The sequence below is a fragment of the Nitratireductor indicus C115 genome (assembly GCF_000300515.1).
GTDB classification, from domain to species: Bacteria; Pseudomonadota; Alphaproteobacteria; order Rhizobiales; family Rhizobiaceae; genus Nitratireductor; species Nitratireductor indicus.
Genome location: NZ_AMSI01000061.1, coordinates 1 through 794 on the forward strand (window position 1 = coordinate 1; position 794 = coordinate 794).

General features: G+C 56.7%; 1 protein-coding gene. It reads left to right on the forward strand.

What is annotated here, in order from left to right:
* The first annotated feature begins 68 nt into the window (after positions 1-68).
* Entirely contained in the window at positions 69-767 is a 699-nt protein-coding gene (locus NA8A_RS24200; protein WP_009453084.1) for an IS6 family transposase, read from the forward strand.
* Positions 768-794: the final 27 nt, after the last annotated feature.

Consider the following 794-nt stretch of genomic DNA (forward strand, 5'->3'; position numbering starts at 1 on the left):
GGTTGTGTTGCAACGTTTTGAATACCGTTTTTGTGGCAAGGAGAGCTTCTGATCTTTCGGAGGATTGAATGTTCAAGGGCCGCCAGTTTGACCAGTCAGTCATCCTGCTTTGCGTGCGCTGGTACCTGGCCTACAGTCTGAGCCTGCGGGACCTGGAAGAAATGATGGCCGAGCGAGGCATTGCCGTTGACCACACGACCATTCACCGCTGGACCGTCCGCTACGCACCGCTATTGCTGGAGCGTTTCAACCGACGGAAGCGGAACGTGACCGGCAGATGGCATATCGACGAGACTTACATCAAGGTCCGCGGCCAGTGGATGTACCTATACCGCGCCATCGACAGTGTCGGCGACACGGTCGAATTCTGGTTCAGCGAGCAGCGTGACCTGCCGTCGGCCAAACGGTTCTTCACAAAGGCGCTGAATCGGCATGGCCGGCCAGGCTGCGTCGTTATTGATGGTAGCCAGACCAACCACGAGGCTATCGTTTCCTGTGACACCACAAATCGCTTGCAGGATCGTTCTCGGCGCCGGCTGAAGCCGATCGAAATCCGCAAGAGTAAGTATCTGAATAATCGGATTGAACAGGATCATCGGCGCATCAAGCGCCGCGTCCGGCCAATGCTTGGCTTCAAATCACAGGCATCAGCCGCGATCATCCTGTCCGGCATCGAGATGGTTCACATGATGCGCAAGCGACAGGCGAGATACGCCTTCAATCCGAATCCGTCCCTAGCCGAACAGTTCGCAATTCTTGCCGCATAATTGGCCTCGGACCGGCCCCCTTTGCGC

Coding starts and splice junctions, on each gene's coding strand:
- NA8A_RS24200 (WP_009453084.1), top strand. CDS start 69: ATGTTCAAGGGCCGCCAGTTTGACCAGTCAGTCATCCTGCTTTGCGTG.